Origin of the sequence: Flavobacterium sp. (assembly GCF_004211145.1) — a bacterium.
Taxonomy (GTDB): Bacteria; Bacteroidota; Bacteroidia; order Flavobacteriales; family Flavobacteriaceae; genus Flavobacterium.
The window spans coordinates 1-14105 of sequence record NZ_SEBS01000031.1 but is presented as its reverse complement, the minus strand read 5'-3'; the positions used below and the strand labels follow the sequence as shown (position 1 = coordinate 14105).

Here is a 14105-nt window from a genome sequence, read left to right as displayed (position 1 = left end):
GCGATCCTTCGCGCAACCGTAAACGAATCGGGATTAGTCCAGTACCGAGAGTGTAGTATCGATGATGTCGGCAAAAAACTGCTTGTCGGCAACTGATTTCGACGAGACTTGAATTCCTTTGACGTTATTCATGATGAAACGGGCGAGAGCTCGTGCTTCCTGTCTTTTCGGGATTTCACCGTTATCCTGTCCTTTCTTGATGGCGCAATGGAACGCGTCCTCGATTCCCTGTTCGTTTTTGGCGATGATCTCTTTTACTTTTTCGTCGTGGGCCGCGACTTCGACTTCGGCATTGACAAGGAAACAGCCTTTGCTTTGTTCGTCTTTGAGCAAGTCACTCGTCAGGAGTTCCAACAATTGTTTAATCGCGTCTTTGAATGACGTCGCGTTGTTCACGATCGTGCACATCCGGCCGCTCGAAGATTGTTGGTAGTGTTCCAGGGATTTCAAGTACAGATTGTGTTTGTCGGTAAACGTGTCGTACAAACTTGACCTGCTGATTCCAAGATGGTCGACGAGTTCCTGCATTGACGTGCCGTTGTAGCCCTTATGCCAAAAAAGACAAACGGCCTTACCCAATACGTCACTTTCATCAAAATCCTTCGTCCTTGCCATAATGCGAGAATAGCTTTACCAGTACGGCAAAGCTATTCATTTTAAATTTTATTATTCGATGTCACGCCCGATAAGGCATAGATTTAACGAATCGTTACCTGATCCCGCCGCTTGCGATAATGGTTTCACCGGTTAGCCAACGTGAATCTTCCGAAGCCAAAAATACGGCCACGAGCGCAATGTCTTCAGGTTGTCCGATGCGTCCGAGCGGAGCGGTTTTCTCAGCTTCGTGATGGAAATCGCTGCCGATGAATCCCGCCGTGTGCGTTCCTTCGGTTTCCACCATTCCGGGATTGATGGCGTTTACACGAATCTTTTTCGGACCCAATTCTTTCGACAATACCTGCGTGATCGAATCGACCGCGCCCTTTGTTCCCGTGTAAACCGAGCTTGCGGGCGGTGTGATGCGCGTCACCGTCGAGCTGATGTTGATAATGCTTCCGCCTTTGTCACCAAACGCTTTCACGGCGCCTTGCGTAGTCAGCAGTAAACCTAGAACGTTGGTGTTGAATTGGCGGTGAAATTCTTCGGGCGTGATGTCTTCGATCGCTCCGAATGCGTAAACTCCGGCGTTGTTGACGAGAATGTCGACGCCTCCGAACGCTTCTTGCGTCGCGGCGAAAATCTGGTTCACGTCTTCGGGATTCGATACATCGCCTTTTATTGCGACGGCACGGCCTCCGTTCTTCGTGATTTCGGCGACGACTTTTTCAGCGCCTTCTTTCGACGATGCATAATTTACGACGACGGCTGCGCCTTCGGCGGCTAAACTTATGGCGATTCCGGCTCCGATTCCTTTAGATGCTCCGGTTATTATCGCGACTTTATTTGATAATTTCATTTTGATTCTTATTAAATATTAATTTTGGAATGAACGTTCCGCAAATGTAAAAACTATTCTGGAATAATCGTTCCTAAATTTTAAATTATTTTGTTTGATAATGTTAAACCGTGATTCTGTAAGCAATAGCGCGGCTGTTGCGATAGAAAAAAATACAAGTATTCGTTAGAGACTACTGCTTATCTTTACGCTGCACTATTGCAAATCCTGAACAGACAATCTATGCTGCGTATATCCAAATTAGTTTTCCTCACGCTTTTTCTAGTTTCTATTTCGGCAACAGCCCAACAATTCACGCCCGATTGGAGCAAAGGAATCGTCTGGTACCAGATTTTTCCCGAACGCTTCAACAACGGCGATCCATCGAACGACCCGAAAGTCGCCGATCAGAACGGCGCATATCCATTTGACGACACGTCGGCATTCCAAATTCATCCGTGGATGAGCGACTGGTATGAACTGCAGCCGTACGAAAAGCAAAATGGGAAAGACATTTACTACAACATCCAACGCCGTCGTTACGGTGGCGATTTGCAGGGAATCATCGACAAGCTCGATTATATAAAGTCGCTCGGAGTCGATGCGATTTACCTGACTCCGATTTTCTGGTCGCCTTCATCGCACAAATACGATGCGCTTTGCTATCATCACGTCGATCCGACATTCGGGCCCGATCCCGCCGGCGACGTCGAAATGATGAAAAAAGAGAATCCACTCGATGCCAAAACCTGGGTTTGGACCAAAGCCGACCTGCTCGCGCTCAAATTGATAAAAGAAGCCCACGCGAGAAACATGCGCATCATTTTCGATGGCGTTTTCAACCACATGGGCGTGAAGAGTTTCGCGTTTCAGGACGTTGAAAAGAACCAGCAAGCGTCGCCTTACGCCGATTGGTTCGACATCAAGAGCTGGGACGATGCCGCGAAAGGGATGAAGTTCGAGTACAAAGGCTGGTTCGGCGTAAAGACATTGCCTGAATTCAAGGAAGACGCGGGCGGAATCGTTTCGGGGCCGAAGCAATACATTTTCAATGCGACCAAACGCTGGATGAACCCGATGGACAAAGGCACGAAAGACGGAATCGACGGTTGGCGACTCGACGTTGCGTATGACGTCGCGCATCCGTTCTGGAAAGACTGGCGCAAATGGGTGCGTTCGATAAATGCCGAGGCGTACATGACGGCCGAACTCGTCGACCCGATCGAAAAGACAAAACTATACCTGCAAGGCGACGAATTCGATGCGACGATGAACTACAATTTCGCGTTCATCGTACACGATTTCTTCATCCAGGAAAAGTCGGCGGCGACGGTGACGCAATTCGATGCAAGGCTCAAGGAACTGCGCGACGCTTTCGGAAACGATGTCGCCTTGAACATGCAAAATTTGATGAACAGCCACGATGCGACGCGATTGGCGAGTGCGGTCGCGAATCCTGACGGAACCAAATTCGGGGATTGGGGCAAGTATTTCAACTGGAGCCAAAAAAGCAACAACAAGAACTACAACGCCCGGAAACCGAATGCGGAACAAGTCCAAAAACAAAAACTTATCGCCGCTTTCCAAATTCTGTATCTGGGTTCTCCGATGATTTTCTACGGGGACGAAGCCGGAATCTGGGGCGCGAACGATCCCGATTGCCGCAAACCGATGATCTGGGCCGACAAGAAATACGAAGCCGAAACCTTCAATCCCGACCAAACCAAACACGACCCCGATGTCGTGGCGTTCAACAAGGATTTGTTCGACTGGTACCAAAAGTTCATGACGCTGCGCCATAAATTCAAAGCGATCCGGCTCGGCGATTACACGACAATCGAAAAAGACGATGCGAAAAAGCTGTACGTGTTCAGTCGGAAATTGAATGGAGAGGAAATCATCGTCATCATAAATCGCTCCGACAAGCCCGTGACGTTCACGAACGAGCTGTTCGCTAAAGGTAAATTCAAGGACGCGTTTACGAATAAAAGCGTAAAAAATGTCGAAGTAAAGCCTATGGATTTGGTCGTTGTGAGCAATAAATGATTTTAGCCGATCTGGTTCAGCAACTTCGAATTTCGAGATTCGATAAATAGAAGTACCGTCGCCCGAATAAGTTGCTACAATTCCATTTTGATTTTTTTGATTGTCATATTTTCTTTTTAGAGAATCTTGGATTTGAACAAATTGTATTGACCTTTGCAACGACTTAATAAAAACAAAATGCAATCACTAAAAGGAAAAACAGCAATAATAACGGGAGCCGGTAAAGGTCTTGGGAAGGCGATCGCGTTGGCGTTGGCTGCTGAAGGCGTGAATCTTGGCCTTGTAGGTCGGACCACTTCGGACCTCGAAAACCTGGCGCAAACGATCAAGCAATCCAACCCCGAAATCATCGTGGCGGTTGCAACGGCCAACATCGGGAATTATCACGAAGTCAGGACGGCGATCGCGTCGGTTGCGGAAACATTGAAAACAATCGACATTCTCGTAAACAACGCGGGAGTGCTCAAAGTCGGCGGTTTCCTGGAATTACCCGTTGAAGAATGGGAACAAATATTCCAGATCAACGTGTTGGGAACCTATTACACGATCCACGAAACACTGCCGTTCATCCTCGCGCAGGGAAAGGGCGACATCATAAACATCGCGTCGACGGCGGGCTTGAAAGGCGCGGCCAAGATGAGCGCATATGGAGCTTCCAAAGCTGCCGTGATCAACCTCACCGAATCGTTGATGCAGGAAGTCCGAAAGTCGAACATCAGGGTCACGACCGTAAACCCAAGCACGATCGCCACCGACATGACATTGACCGCAGGATTCACCGATGGAAACGTCGAAAAAGTGCTGCAACCTGAGGATCTGGCATTTCTCGTGGTCAATAATTTAAAGTTGCCGCAACGCGCGTTCGTGAAGGAAATCGGGCTTTGGTCTACGAATCCCTGATTGATTATCCAATGATACTGTGTAAAGAAGCCGCTTGAAAAAGCGGTTTTTTTATTTCACGAAGACAAATTAAGGAACCGTATTTTTGCCGCTTCGATCCGACGACCCAAAAAAAGTCGGTTTTCCATCATGAAGCAAGTGCTAAACCTTTTCGACCTCACCCAAAAAGTAAACTATAGAACCGAAATATTTGCGGGATTGACCGTCGCCATGACGATGATTCCCGAATCGCTTTCGTTCGCGATCCTCGCGGGTTTTCCGCCTCTCGTCGGGCTGTATGGCGCGTTCATCATGGGTTTGGTGACGGCGATTTTCGGCGGACGTCCCGGATTGATCTCAGGAGGCGCGGGTGCGACCGTGATCGTTTTGATCGCGCTCATGAAATCGCACGGTCTCGAATTCGTGTTCGGCGCCGTGGCATTGGCGGGTGTGATCCAGATTATCGTCGGTTTGTTCAAGCTCGGGAAATTCATCCGATTGGTGCCGCAACCCGTAATGTTCGGGTTCGTAAACGGGTTGGCCGTGATTATTTTCATGTCGCAGATCGAACAATTCAAAACAGTCGTCAACGGAGAATCCCAATGGCTTTCAGGGTTGCCGCTGCTGATCATGGCCGGATTGGCCGCATTGACGATCGCAATCGTATTGCTTTTTCCGAAAATCACAAAGGCCGTTCCCGCATCGCTCGTGGCGATTCTGGTCGTTTTCGCTTTAGTTTCGGCATTCGGGATCGAAACCAAAAAAGTAATCGACATCGCATCGGTGAGCGGAGGTTTGCCGCCGTTCCACATCCCGGATTTCGCATTCACTCTCGAAAATCTCCAGATCATATTTCCGTATGCTTTGGTCATGGCGGCCGTCGGGTTGACCGAAGGGTTGCTCACGCTCAATCTCGTCGACGAAATCACGGGCACGAAAGGCAAAAGCAACCGTGAATGTATCGCCCAGGGAAGCGCGAACATGCTCAACGGATTTTTCTCGGGCATGGGCGGTTGCCCGATGATCGCGCAGACGTTGGTGAATCTTTCGGCGGGTTCAAGGGCGCGACTGTCGGGAATCATCGCGGCATTGACGATTTCGTGCATAATCCTTTTCGGAGCGCCTGTAATCGAAATGTTGCCGCTGGCCGCACTCACGGGCGTGATGATCATGGTCGCGATCGGCACGTTCGAATGGGCGAGTTTCAAGACGTTTCGTCGCATGCCGGGATCCGACGTATTCGTAATGATTGCCGTCACGCTGATCACGATCGTGCTGCACAATTTGGCGCTCGCGGTCTTTATCGGCGTCATAATTTCAGCTTTGGTGTTCGCTTGGGACAACGCAAAACGAATCCGTGCGCGCAAATTCATCGACGCGCAAGGCGTGAAACATTATGAGATCTACGGGCCGTTGTTTTTTGGTTCGGTAGCGGGATTCATGGAGAAGTTCGACGTCGTTGGCGATCCCGCACAGATTGTCATCGATTTCAAGGATAGCCGCATTGCCGATATGTCGGCGATAGATGCCGTAAACGCGCTCTCCAATCGGTACAGGAACGAAGGCAAAATCGTTCGGCTGAAGCACCTGAGCAACGATTGCATACAACTTCTAAAAAACGCCGAAGTCGTCATAGAAGTCGAACCCGACGATCCCGACTATCTGGTCATGCCGGCGAATTAGGCCGCGCCACATTCATAAGTTGCAAACCATAACCGCCATCGTATAAAAGTTAAGCCGACGTCGAAGCTACCTTTGAAGAAAATTTTTCACCATGAACAAAATATTCTTTGCCGACGACGATCCAGATGACCTTTTACTTTTTGCCCAAGCCATGGAAGACCTCAAACAGGAATTCGAGGTGTTTTACAGCGGCGAGAACATCGAGGATCATTTGACGAAACAGTCGGTGGTTTTCCTCGACATCAACATGCCGAAACGCACGGGTTTTGAGATTCTCGAAAGTATCCGAAACCAATATTCGGCCAGCGAGTTGCCCGTTATCATGTTTACGACCTCACAGGATGAGTCGACCGTTGAAAAATCAAAGGCGTTGGGCGCGAACCTGTTTCTGGTTAAACCGAACAGTTTCTGGGATTTGACGCACGCATTGAAAACCGTGATGAAAATGGATTTGAAAAGAGGCGATAACGAATTTGTGTTGTCGCGCGAAATGTATATGCAGGACGCAAATTAGTCTAGTCGAAGGTCGTACGGTCTTAAAGTCGAAGGTCGGCGAATCGATATCGCGATTTGATTTTTCGCTGATTCACCAAATGACACGTCAATTTTGCCTCAGCTTTTCGACTTTAAGACTTTTAAGATCTTAAGACTGTCTAAGGCTTTTCGTACTTTTACACCTCCAAACACTCAAAACATGGCATCAGGCTTTTTCGCAATTCTAGACGACATCGCAGCATTAATGGACGATGTCGCCGTAACCGCAAAACTCGCAACACGTAAGACCGCGGGGATTTTGGGCGACGATTTGGCCGTGAATGCCGAGAAAGCCACGGGTTTTCTGTCATCGCGCGAACTGCCCGTACTTTGGGCGATCACAAAAGGTTCGTTCCTGAACAAGGTGATCATCGTTCCCATAGCGCTGCTGCTAAACGCGTTTTTTCCGGTTGCGATAAAGTTCATACTCGTGCTCGGCGGATTGTATCTGGCGTATGAAGGCGCTGAGAAAATCGTCGAATTCCTGTTTCACAAAGAGAAAAAAGGGCATGAAGTCGTCGAGGAGATCAAAGACGACCGCGAGGCTGAGAAAGCGAAGGTGAAGTCGGCGGTCATGACTGATTTTATCCTGTCGGTCGAAATAGTTATCATCGCTCTGGGCAGCGTACTCGACCAAAGCCAGACCTTGCAGATCGTCACGGTTTCGATTGTCGCGATATTGGCTACAGTAGGCGTCTACGGAATCGTCGCGCTGATCGTACGCATGGACGACGCGGGTTTGAGCCTGATCAAACGCTCACCCAACAAAGGCATCTTGTACAGCCTGGGCAACGCGCTCGTGAAGTCGCTTCCGATATTGATCAAGATATTGGCATTCGTGGGAACCATCGCGTTGCTGCTCGTCGCGGGCGGAATTTTCGTACACAACATCGACTACCTACATCACATTTTGCCTGACGCTCCTTCGATCTTGAGGGAATTTGCGGCAGGATTGGTTATCGGGATGTTGGTCGTCGGCATCGTGTTGGGCGCGAAGGCGATTTTCGGACGCAAAAAACCAGTTGGAAATCATTAGAAATCCACTTTCCAATATGTATCGATAGAAAAGTGGATTGAAGTCAATCGGTTGTCCTTGAAACGATAGGAATGCTTCGTACCCGCGACGCAGGATTCGAGACAGATCACATCGTAGATACTGAAACGCATGATCGGATATCGGTCGAAAAATCGCGAGAGGAATTCGTCTCGCGTCATGCCGAGTTCGATTCCGTAAAGAAGCTTTATGTTTTTGTCGACGATTTCTCCTTTTAGGTTTCAGAAAGTCTTTCCGGTTGCGGATAGGTTCTATTCTTTTGTGCCGCGGATTTAAAATTTTGAATTTTTAAGAAATTTTTTTTAAAAGCCACGGATACACGGATTTACACGGATTTCGAGGATTTTACTTTGTAAATGTTTTTAGCCACGAATGCACGAATACTAGGTTAAATTCGTGCATTCGTGGATAATCTTTTATAGTACTTCCAAAATTTTCCGCGGCTCGTATTGAGAAGCGATGTCGGCAAGTAAATCAACAAATGACTGTTCCCCGATGTTAAGGTTTGGAACTCGACCGGCCCGATGTCAACGGTATCGATCCTGTTTGTCACCGAAAACCGTTTGAGCAGCCCCGATTCGACCGAAGCCTTACTTTTCAGATCGCCAAACGGCGAATACACGAATTCGGAACACGTGACAAACGACAGCGTATCTCCATTTTTGATCGTGGAATGTAAGTCGAAATATTTTTTTGGCTTTATGATTTCTTGAACGATCGTGGATGCCGAATCATTTTCCGTTTGTGATTTTTCGGTTTTTTTCGATTGCTCACATGATGTCGACAATGTCAGTAAGAATACGACCGGCACTAGGAATTCGGCTCTCATTTTTTAGTATTTCTCATTTTTCCAACAGTTTTTCGAAGTCGGGATCTTCAAATTTAAGTTCCATTTGTTTTTGGGTCGGGCAGACGTTTACGATGATCGGGACGCTCGTTATGTCGGGGGCCGAAATCATAAGGTAGTATTTTTTGTCGGTTCCGGTTGATGTTTGCTCGAACACCGCGATTCCCTTTTTCGGGTCGATGATGTGGATCGTGATTTTCCTGTCGGCGTAACTTATTCCCGACAATTTCATCTCGTAAGTGTTCTTGTCGATTTTCCTCTGATGGATGATTTTATTGGCTTCCGGGCCTTCTCCGGTCCAGTCGATGAATGTCGAATCATTTATGGATTGCCTGAAATGAAACAGGAAATCACACGGATAATACGCATAAAATTTCGAATCGTATTGTTTCAACGTGACCCAATCTCGCCAAGGAACGACAGGTTTTGCTTTGGTCAACGACAGTTTATTTTCGCTTAGATAATCAGTCGATCGTTTGTAGCTTTCGTCGTCGAATTGCTGAAAATTAAAATTCGAAATCGCCGCGTAGTATTCGCTTTTTTGATTGTTGTCGATGAAAATCGCGTGCCGTTCACCGTCAATCGTTTCGTTGACTATAAATGTCGTATCCTTTTGGGCCGATTGCGCGAATAATCGGGATGTCGCCATCACCAATAATATCAACGCGATCCGCATTTTGGTTGTCCTCATAATAGTGTTCTTACTCGCGTATCATTGCGTGAAATGGAATGTTGAACAAATGTTTGTTTTGTTTGTTTTCGACGCGACCACTCAGTATCCAAAGATCGTCATCGTGATAGACGTAGCTCGCATCGGCGATGAGCGTAAAATCATAAAGTTCTCCAAAATTGGGATCGTAGGCATCGATTCGCAACGAGCACGGCTTGCAAAATACGAAAGCCGAACTGAAGTAAAACACCGCTATCGAAAGCGTAAGCACGGCGAACGAAAAGAAAATACTGGCCCTGAATGCCGCGCGTTTCATGGTTTGTCGGATTTTCGAAGTTTAACGAATAAAGCCGTCGCGAAAACACCGTCGTACAACACGTTCGGCTCGTCGAAATATAAGATTGAACCATTCATTCGCGCTTTGAATTTGTGTTTGCAATTTGAAATTCAGGAACTGATTTTCGCCATCTCGGGTTCCGAGAGACCATGTTCCTTTTTTGATTGCGTCTCGGTACGTAAATATAAAGGAATTATCGTCGAGCGCGATCGTTGAAATTCCGAATCGCGCGATCCGATCGTCACTTGGAATTACGCGTTCGTTTACGTTTGTTTTATCGATTTGATACGTTCCGACGATTTCCTTTTTCCCGAACGTATCACAACTCGAAAACACGATTGAAACCAGCGCGATGAGAATTTTGATCAAGCGGGAACCGGGTTTCATGATATTCTACTTTCGGTTAAACTTTGGGTAATTAGTTAGATGTTGAGTTATTTGAAGTTCAATCGACCGAGAAGAACGGCGTCCTTTTTTTCGGTTTTCACTTTCGTGTCGATTACGAAATAGACGTCGACGATTCCTTTTTCGAAATTAGGTGATTCGAGTATTTTAGCCATCGGCAGTCGTACAAAAAACGTCATTCCGTCATCTGTATTTTGGGTTTCGTTAATGATATCGTTGCTGCTATTTTTGAATATCAATGTCGAAGTCGCATCTTGGGCCGACATTCCGCACAGATATCGTTTCGCGACCAAAACGTCGGTTGGCTTGACCGATGCCGTTTCAATAGTCGCCAAATCACCCATTTTGTTGCCCTTGTATGACGCAAGAATTTCCTTTTTGCCGATGCTTATGCTCCACGAATTCGAATTTACGGCCCCATTCTCGGGTTCGGAAAAAGACGATGTGATCAACGCGATCAGCGACAGGCAAAGAATCGAATATGTTTTCATGACTTTCATTTTAGTTCCATCGATTCGATTCGACGTCGAATTCTTTTTGGTTTCGGTTCAGGAATTCCAGTGTCAATTCATAGCGCGCGCCAAGATTTCGGTAGGCAATTTCGTCGAAGATATGATCCTGAATAAGGTTGAGATGCATTTTTTCGCGAATAGGTTGAATGCTGGTTGGATATTTTCCGAATTTGCTTTTATATTTTTCAATTTTTTGGGTCAATTCGGCGCCCAATTTGTCTGAAACCGCGTCGTGGATCGTGAACATCAGGAACAGCACAACCATGTTTGCAAAACCCAAAAACGTCGTGATTCGCGCGTATTTGTAAAGTGACGATTTGTTGTTTGTTCCGCCATGCCAACGCGCGATCACGGCCGACACTCCCATAATCACCATGATCGACATGAAACCCATTTCCCCACTTAACGAAATCAGCATGAAAATCGCCAATATGATGAGATACGTCACATAATTTTGGAATTCGAAATTGGGCGTGAGCCGTTGTTCCGACGAAAAAATCCTCAAGTGGCTTGCGCGTTCGTGTTTGTCGGAATTCTTGATTTTGTTCAGTAAGTCCGACAATTTATTTGCGTCGATTTTTATTTGGCTTACGTTGAGGTTCGTGGTTTGCGCGCCGACGAATTCATTTAATTTTCGTGCCCATTTGACGGTTTTTCGCTTCGGTTCGAATGATTCGTCCACGACGACCGAGATGAATTTTTGGCCGTGTATGTCGATCGCGTACGTTTCGACGATCTGTTCCCATTTTATCGCGTCTTGCTTAAGGCTTCGATCCCAAACGCCGTCCTCGTCGATTACGATCTGAGGCCTGCGGTCGAGCAGCAGGAACAATCCTAAGGGGATTCCGAGGCCAAAGAACGAGACGCAAAACCAACCCATCGCGTAATCGAATGTTCCGGCTTGTTCTTTAGAGATTATCAAAATCCCGATCAGGACGAAAGGCAATGTCAACGCGAGTAGCCTGATGCCTTTCCAACCCGATTTATATAATTTGAGTTTTGTCATTTTTGAGTGTCAGGTTCGCGAATTTTGCCGCGGACTACGTTTCTTTTATGTTGTCGATTTCCGACGCGTCGTATTCCATATAATCGTGAGCGCCTAATTTACGCGGAAATGGGTCGTTCTTTAGAAATTTGATCGTTCCTATTAAAAGGAAAATGTCGCGTTTCATTATTTCGGAACAAAATAAATGAAGCTATCGGGTAAATTCGAAATCTTTTTTCTCAGATTTTCGATGTAGGTAATGATCATCTCGTTTTTGTTTATTGAAAAAACCACGAGGTTGATTCGGCCTCTCAGCTCAAGTTCGACATACTTTTTTTCTTGGTCATGACACCATCGGCCCGTGGTTGTCCTTTCGCCGATGATCTGGAAAGTCGAATCACGATTAAAGACAACTTCATAAATACCGCTTTTCGGAATTTCATTGCGTTCGTGTTTTATTCCTTCGGCGAAAGCAAAATTGATCTTCCATGTCCTGCAAAGTAAACTGCTCAGGGAATCATTGGGCATGTCAATTTTTTGGGCAAATAGAATATTGGTGAAGAGGAACAAGAGAGATAGCGGAATAAATCTTTTCATGTCTTGCTATTATTGTTAGGGTGAAATCGGGAAAGAAGTTACGTGAATCCTGCAATCTTTTTGAATTTCGGCATAACGCGAACGCGATATCGGTAATCTATTTTTAACTGGGATAAAATTGTCCCTCGCACTTAACACGTTAAATCGATATGACCTGTACAAATACAAATAAAAACATTTTTGCCATCACCTTTATCCTTTTGGCGGCAATTTTTTCTCCTTGCCAATCGCAGACTTTTGGCGATCCGGTCCGAAAGGATACGATCAAATACGATCGCTTTCCGAGTTATCCGTTGTTGAAAATACTGTCGGTTTCCTATGATTACGCAGGGAAGAGCGACTATAAGGTAGATTTCAAAGACACCGACATCGATGAAAGTGGCGAATTTACACGTTCTCGTATGCAGGTTTACGCGTGGATTCCGATCATCCAAAAGAGGAAAATCACCGTAAGCCTCGCCGAAACATATACGCGCGAAGACATCACATTGCGCAACGTCGTGAATCCATCAGGCGTTTACGTGAATGGAAACGAGACGCTCGAGGATTTCAACACTTCGATTAACGTGAATTACCGAACCAAGTTGTTTTCGAAACAATTGGTGTTGAACGGATCGGTGTTCGTGGGGACGTCGCCCGCGTTCGAGTACCAGAAGCTCACAGGTTCCGTTTATGGATTGCTGATACTCAAAGACAGTCCGAGGACGATTTATTCGGTTGGTCTTGCGGGGCTGATCGATCCGTCGGCGCCGCTTCCGGTAATTCCCGCGGCAACCTATTGGCATCGTTTCGACGATCCGCGTTGGGAACTCGACGTCATCTTTCCGCAGACTGCAAAGATCCGTCGCTCCAATATCGGGAAAGGATGGGTTTCAGCGGGTGCCGATCTCGTGTCTCCGAGTTTCTTCATCCGAAATGTCCCGGGACAATCGGCGAGCTATGAAAGTGCGTTCAATGAGATTACGCCCAACATCGGATACGACAAACTTTTCTTTTCGAAATCGATTCTGCTTACAGTACAAGGCGGTTACCGTTATGCCATGAAGGGCCGACTCGTCGAAGTCAACGATCCCGCGCGCGACCGGATCGCCGACGTGGAATTCAATTCCGGATGGTACGTCAAAGGCGGTATTTCATGGGTGATCCTGAACTGGAAAGTAAGAAGGGTTTTGGATGAGGCGATGAAGTAGCATTGAGTCTACCGCTGAGATGAAATCTTGTGGCAATTTTTTTGAAATTATAAAAGGGCAACAAGATTTGTGAGAGAAAAATGAAATTGAAATAATCCTCACAAAATTTGTGATAGAAAAATAGGAGAGGAAGGTTTCACAAGAGCGCGGTTTTACGCAAATAAAAAAAGCCGAAGCAAAATGACTTTCTTGTGGGCGATGAGGGGTTACCTACGCTTTGCTCCGGTGATGCCCAAGTTGGTTGGCTTTACACAAGAAAACCCACCGAAAAGGTGGCTTTCTTTTTATTTCCAAAATTTACTTACGAAAGCTGAAAAAAGCTTTCGACGCAATTTTTGGAAATAAAAAAAGCTTCACAAAAGTGAAGCTTTTCTTGTGGGCGATGAGGGATTCGAACCGTTGTTGTAATCCCGCCTATATCAATACATTGAAAAGTTTAAAATCTAAGGGTCTCGATTTTGCACCTCAGCGAACTGCAAACATCACTAAATCTTATGATGTAAATTTACTGATTAATAAGGTATTATCCAAATGAAATGGCAAGAACTACACTAAAAAATGAATGGGTTTGCGAATCGTTCAAAGGTTCGGGAGACGTTTATTTTCTCCGCTTTTGGCATTTATCAGCATCACCCAAATATTGTCTTTTCAACCTGTTCAATATTTAACCCTGTGTGATTACAGAATTCTTGTATAGTAACAAACTTTACGGCTTTATTTAGGCTGTTTGCGATCTCATGCAATAGTCTAAGACTTTGGCGGTAGCTTTGACCAGTAACGAGTTCTACGTCGTTTGTGGTGATGCATATACGCCTTCCCATAGTTTTCATACTCTAACCATACCTTTGACTAGGCTTTGAGTTTCTTCAAAGCGCTAGTAACCATTTCTAAGAACTTTCCAAAAATAAGAAAAATTGTAATTGCTTCGGCA

General features: G+C 46.2%; 16 protein-coding genes. 6 read left to right on the top strand and 10 right to left on the bottom strand.

Annotation, left to right across the window (positions count from 1 at the left end; genetic code table 11):
* Nucleotides 1–33: 33 nt before the first annotated feature.
* Nucleotides 34–615 carry a TetR/AcrR family transcriptional regulator gene (locus EOO50_RS13510; protein WP_290840805.1) on the bottom strand — a complete coding sequence of 194 codons (582 nt, stop codon included), beginning with the start codon at nt 613–615 and terminating at the stop codon, nt 34–36.
* A 94-nt stretch (nt 616–709) separates the two neighbouring features.
* Entirely contained in the window at nt 710–1456 is a 747-nt protein-coding gene (locus tag EOO50_RS13505) for a glucose 1-dehydrogenase (protein ID WP_290840804.1), read from the bottom strand.
* Between the two features lie 222 nt (nt 1457–1678).
* On the opposite strand from EOO50_RS13505, the gene EOO50_RS13500 reads away from it, so the two are divergent.
* The 5 genes from EOO50_RS13500 to EOO50_RS13480 all read left to right on the top strand — a co-directional run bounded on the left by EOO50_RS13500 (nt 1679) and on the right by EOO50_RS13480 (nt 7613).
* On the top strand, nt 1679–3481 hold the full coding sequence (locus EOO50_RS13500) for a glycoside hydrolase family 13 protein (protein WP_290840803.1): 1803 nt from the start codon (nt 1679–1681) through the stop codon (nt 3479–3481).
* Between the two features lie 177 nt (nt 3482–3658).
* Complete coding sequence (locus EOO50_RS13495) at nt 3659–4381, top strand: 3-ketoacyl-ACP reductase (protein WP_290840802.1); 723 nt, start codon at nt 3659–3661, stop codon at nt 4379–4381.
* A 129-nt stretch (nt 4382–4510) separates the two neighbouring features.
* Nucleotides 4511–6043, top strand: coding sequence for a SulP family inorganic anion transporter (locus EOO50_RS13490; RefSeq protein WP_290840801.1), 1533 nt, complete (start codon nt 4511–4513; stop codon nt 6041–6043).
* 91 nt (nt 6044–6134) lie between these two features.
* Entirely contained in the window at nt 6135–6557 is a 423-nt protein-coding gene (locus EOO50_RS13485; RefSeq protein ID WP_290840800.1) for a response regulator, read from the top strand.
* 180 nt (nt 6558–6737) lie between these two features.
* On the top strand, nt 6738–7613 hold the full coding sequence (locus tag EOO50_RS13480) for a DUF808 domain-containing protein (protein WP_290840799.1): 876 nt from the start codon (nt 6738–6740) through the stop codon (nt 7611–7613).
* Here EOO50_RS13480 and EOO50_RS13475 read toward each other — a convergent pair.
* The 8 genes from EOO50_RS13475 to EOO50_RS13440 all read right to left on the bottom strand — a co-directional run bounded on the left by EOO50_RS13475 (nt 7610) and on the right by EOO50_RS13440 (nt 11915).
* Nucleotides 7610–7792, bottom strand: coding sequence for a hypothetical protein (locus tag EOO50_RS13475; RefSeq protein WP_290840798.1), 183 nt, complete (start codon nt 7790–7792; stop codon nt 7610–7612). The two genes, EOO50_RS13480 and EOO50_RS13475, sit on opposite strands and share 4 nt — an antisense overlap.
* A 227-nt stretch (nt 7793–8019) precedes the next feature.
* Entirely contained in the window at nt 8020–8460 is a 441-nt protein-coding gene (locus EOO50_RS13470; protein ID WP_290840797.1) for a hypothetical protein, read from the bottom strand.
* A gap of 13 nt (nt 8461–8473) precedes the next feature.
* Nucleotides 8474–9169 (bottom strand): hypothetical protein, encoded by a 696-nt coding sequence (locus EOO50_RS13465; protein WP_290840796.1) that lies wholly within the window; start codon nt 9167–9169, stop codon nt 8474–8476.
* Nucleotides 9170–9179: 10 nt separating this feature from the next.
* On the bottom strand, nt 9180–9464 hold the full coding sequence (locus tag EOO50_RS13460) for a hypothetical protein (protein WP_290840795.1): 285 nt from the start codon (nt 9462–9464) through the stop codon (nt 9180–9182).
* Nucleotides 9465–9919: 455 nt separating this feature from the next.
* The gene (locus EOO50_RS13455; RefSeq protein WP_290840794.1) at nt 9920–10381 is read right to left on the bottom strand and encodes a hypothetical protein; all 462 of its coding nucleotides are present in this window, start codon (nt 10379–10381) and stop codon (nt 9920–9922) included.
* A 10-nt stretch (nt 10382–10391) separates the two neighbouring features.
* Entirely contained in the window at nt 10392–11408 is a 1017-nt protein-coding gene (locus tag EOO50_RS13450) for an STM3941 family protein (protein WP_290840793.1), read from the bottom strand.
* A gap of 34 nt (nt 11409–11442) precedes the next feature.
* Nucleotides 11443–11574, bottom strand: coding sequence for a hypothetical protein (locus tag EOO50_RS13445; RefSeq protein WP_290840792.1), 132 nt, complete (start codon nt 11572–11574; stop codon nt 11443–11445).
* Nucleotides 11574–11915, bottom strand: coding sequence for a hypothetical protein (locus tag EOO50_RS13440; RefSeq protein WP_290840791.1), 342 nt, complete (start codon nt 11913–11915; stop codon nt 11574–11576). The genes EOO50_RS13445 and EOO50_RS13440 overlap by 1 nt, the downstream gene beginning before the upstream one ends.
* A 269-nt stretch (nt 11916–12184) precedes the next feature.
* Between EOO50_RS13440 and EOO50_RS13435 the strand changes: the two genes are divergently transcribed.
* Nucleotides 12185–13174, top strand: a complete 990-nt coding sequence (locus tag EOO50_RS13435) for a hypothetical protein (RefSeq protein ID WP_290840790.1) — start codon at nt 12185–12187, stop codon at nt 13172–13174.
* Nucleotides 13175–14105: the final 931 nt, after the last annotated feature.

Coding starts and splice junctions, on each gene's coding strand:
- EOO50_RS13510 (WP_290840805.1), bottom strand. CDS start 615: ATGGCAAGGACGAAGGATTTTGATGAAAGTGACGTATTGGGTAAGGCC.
- EOO50_RS13505 (WP_290840804.1), bottom strand. CDS start 1,456: ATGAAATTATCAAATAAAGTCGCGATAATAACCGGAGCATCTAAAGGA.
- EOO50_RS13500 (WP_290840803.1), top strand. CDS start 1,679: ATGCTGCGTATATCCAAATTAGTTTTCCTCACGCTTTTTCTAGTTTCT.
- EOO50_RS13495 (WP_290840802.1), top strand. CDS start 3,659: ATGCAATCACTAAAAGGAAAAACAGCAATAATAACGGGAGCCGGTAAA.
- EOO50_RS13490 (WP_290840801.1), top strand. CDS start 4,511: ATGAAGCAAGTGCTAAACCTTTTCGACCTCACCCAAAAAGTAAACTAT.
- EOO50_RS13485 (WP_290840800.1), top strand. CDS start 6,135: ATGAACAAAATATTCTTTGCCGACGACGATCCAGATGACCTTTTACTT.
- EOO50_RS13480 (WP_290840799.1), top strand. CDS start 6,738: ATGGCATCAGGCTTTTTCGCAATTCTAGACGACATCGCAGCATTAATG.
- EOO50_RS13475 (WP_290840798.1), bottom strand. CDS start 7,792: ATGACGCGAGACGAATTCCTCTCGCGATTTTTCGACCGATATCCGATC.
- EOO50_RS13470 (WP_290840797.1), bottom strand. CDS start 8,460: ATGAGAGCCGAATTCCTAGTGCCGGTCGTATTCTTACTGACATTGTCG.
- EOO50_RS13465 (WP_290840796.1), bottom strand. CDS start 9,169: ATGAGGACAACCAAAATGCGGATCGCGTTGATATTATTGGTGATGGCG.
- EOO50_RS13460 (WP_290840795.1), bottom strand. CDS start 9,464: ATGAAACGCGCGGCATTCAGGGCCAGTATTTTCTTTTCGTTCGCCGTG.
- EOO50_RS13455 (WP_290840794.1), bottom strand. CDS start 10,381: ATGAAAACATATTCGATTCTTTGCCTGTCGCTGATCGCGTTGATCACA.
- EOO50_RS13450 (WP_290840793.1), bottom strand. CDS start 11,408: ATGACAAAACTCAAATTATATAAATCGGGTTGGAAAGGCATCAGGCTA.
- EOO50_RS13445 (WP_290840792.1), bottom strand. CDS start 11,574: ATGAAACGCGACATTTTCCTTTTAATAGGAACGATCAAATTTCTAAAG.
- EOO50_RS13440 (WP_290840791.1), bottom strand. CDS start 11,915: ATGCCCAATGATTCCCTGAGCAGTTTACTTTGCAGGACATGGAAGATC.